At 44.2% G+C, this 2,748-nt stretch carries 2 protein-coding genes; one reads left to right on the top strand and one right to left on the bottom strand.

From position 1 onward, the window contains the following. Nucleotides 1–105 precede the first annotated feature (105 nt). The gene (locus tag RDS42_RS13950; RefSeq protein WP_308784194.1) at nt 106–1,491 is read left to right on the top strand and encodes an NlpC/P60 family protein; all 1,386 of its coding nucleotides are present in this window, start codon (nt 106–108) and stop codon (nt 1,489–1,491) included. 67 nt (nt 1,492–1,558) lie between these two features. On the opposite strand, the gene RDS42_RS13955 is transcribed toward RDS42_RS13950, so the two are convergent. After that, entirely contained in the window at nt 1,559–2,680 is a 1,122-nt protein-coding gene (locus tag RDS42_RS13955) for a glycerate kinase (RefSeq protein WP_308784195.1), read from the bottom strand. Nucleotides 2,681–2,748 lie beyond the last annotated feature (68 nt).

Here is a 2,748-nt window from a genome sequence, read left to right on the forward strand (position 1 = left end):
AATTAATACTTGCAATCCATGTAATCCTGTGTTAATATGTAAAAGAACTTGAAAAAGATATTTCGTAAATGTTACAAAACTTGTTAATTATAAGAGGTGAGAAACATGAAAAAACGTATTGTATGTCTGATGTTAGCAGTTATGATGATGGGTACACAGGTTGCTACTGTAAGTGCTTCCAGAGAAGAAGAACTGAGAGAGGAGCAGGCATGGACAAGTGCACAGCTTGATGCCACATATGCTCAGATCGATCAGTTTTATGCAGCAAAAGAGCAGCTTCAGAATGAGATTGCAGCATTGGACGCTAATCTTGTAAATGTCATGGTCTCCATTCAGACTCTGGAAGGAGATATCAGCAATAAAGAGGCTGATATCAAACAGACACAGTCAGATCTTCAGAAAGCTCAGAATGCAAAAGATAAACAGTACGCAGCAATGAAACAGCGTATTCAGTATTTATATGAAAAAGGCGGAAACGATGCATGGTTCCAGATGATGGTAAATGCAGAGAATCTTTCCGAGCTTCTTACTAAGGCTGAGTATACTCAGAAGATGTATGATTATGACAGACAGAGCCTGGAAAAATATGTAAATACAATTGATCAGGTAACAAAGCTTGGAAATCAGTATCAGCAGGAAAAAGCAGAACTGGAAGGCATGAAGCAGGAATATGAAGCCGAATCTGTAAACCTCCAGGTTGCGATCGATGAAAGAAAAGCAACATCTGCAAATTATGACAATGAGATTGCATATGCACAGCAGATGGCTAATGAATATGCCGCTTTGATTCAGCAGCAGCAGGCGGAAATCGAACGTCTGGAAGCTGAGAGAATCGCAGCAGAAGAGGAAGCCAGACGTCAGGCTGAGCTTGCAGCAGCAGAGGAGGCAGCACGCCAGGAAGCAGAACAGCAGGAAAACACAACCGTATACGACGAAGAGGGAAATGAGATCGATCCTGAAGATGCAGCAGAAAACGGTGATGTTGTATATGATGAGAATGGAAATGAGATTGATCCTGATGAGATCCTCACAGAAGATGATGGAAATTCAGAAGGCGATGTTGAATACGATGAGTACGGTAATGTGATCGACAGTGACAATACTGTGGATCCAGAAGAATACGAGAGTTCAGGCTCTACAGGATCCGGCTCAGGTTCTTCTGTTGTAGATTTTGCAACACAGTTTGTAGGTAACCCATATGTTTGGGGAGGAACCAGCCTTACAAACGGAGCTGACTGTTCCGGCTTTGTACAGAGTGTTTATGCAAACTTTGGCGTAAGCCTTCCGAGAACATCATATGAGCAGCAGAATGCAGGTACAGAGGTATCTTATGCAGATGCACAGCCGGGAGATCTGATTTGCTACGGCGGTCATGTAGCTATCTATATGGGCGATGGAAAAATTGTACATGCTTCCAACTCCAGAGATGGTATTAAGATCAGCAACGATGCTACATACAGAACAATTCTGTCTGTAAGACGCCTTGTGTAGTCTGAAAAGAAAATAATTGATGATATAAGGCCCCCTCAAAGTGAATCTTTGAGGGGGCCTTGGCTGTTCAGAGAAGCCGGAAAACCTGTTCCGCACAGGCTTTCATATTCAATCTGGCTGTCTGGGGATCCATGGCTTCCTCAAGAGTGGAAATTCCTCTTATAATGGGGAAGAACGCATCGATACCGGCCTTATTGCAGGCTGTGGCTTCTTTTGTTACACTTCCGGCAAATGCAATGGTTTTTGCACCGTATTTTTTTCCAAGCCGTGCAACGCCTACAGGAGCTTTGCCCATGGCGGTCTGGTGATCCAGACGCCCTTCTCCGGTTACTACAATATCCGCGTTTTTGATTTCTTCTTCAAGATGTATGGCATTCAGAAGAAGCTGCACTCCGGGGGTGAGAACACCATTCAGGTAACTTAAAAATGCGAATCCAAGACCGCCGGCTGCACCGGCTCCTTCAGCAAGGGAATAATCTGACCCAATAACAGAGGCGGTGACAGCTGCATAGTTAGCCATGCCTGCGTCAAGTACAGGAGCCGCTTCAGGAGTAACGCCTTTCTGAGGACCGTAAATGTAGGTAGCGCCATTAGGACCACAGAGAGGATTTGTGACATCACAGGCAATCTGAAAATGACATTGAGAGAGGAGCTCCATTTTATCTGACATATTTACAGATACGATTTTTTCCAGTGCCTGGCCCCCTTCTCCAACATCTTTTCCATTTTGATCCAGAAAAGAAAATCCAAGAGCTTTCAGCATTCCGATGCCTCCGTCATTTGTGGCGCTTCCGCCAATGCCGATGATAAAATTACGGATTCCGTTGTTTATGGCATGGAGGATCATTTCTCCCACACCGTAAGTAGTAGCTTCCTGAGGGGTGGCATGATCAGATAACATGATCCCTGCAGCAGAAGCCATTTCCATGATTGCTGTATTAGAATTTTCCAGATAGCCGTAATATGTTCTGACTGGATCGCCCATAGGACCTGAGACCGTCAGATCGATTCGTTTTCCGTTCATTCCTTCGATCAGGGCATCGGTGGTTCCTTCTCCTCCGTCAGCCAGTGGCTTTACAATGACGGTGGCTTCAGGATGAGCTGCAAGTATACCGGCTTTTACTGCTATTCCTGCTTCCATAGAAGTTATACTTCCTTTGAAAGAATCAACTGCTACAACAACTTTCATAAAAAACCTCCCGCTGAATTAAACCGAATTGATATTTATATTTTACCATGGAGAAGACGGTTATGATA

Origin of the sequence: uncultured Blautia sp. (genome assembly GCF_902497045.1) — a bacterium.
GTDB lineage: Bacteria > Bacillota > Clostridia > Lachnospirales > Lachnospiraceae > Blautia_A.

What these genes read in the sequence shown, in the direction of transcription:
- RDS42_RS13950 (WP_308784194.1), top strand. Translation starts at nt 106, where the DNA reads ATGAAAAAACGTATTGTATGTCTGATGTTAGCAGTTATGATGATGGGT.
- RDS42_RS13955 (WP_308784195.1), bottom strand. Translation starts at nt 2,680, where the DNA reads ATGAAAGTTGTTGTAGCAGTTGATTCTTTCAAAGGAAGTATAACTTCT.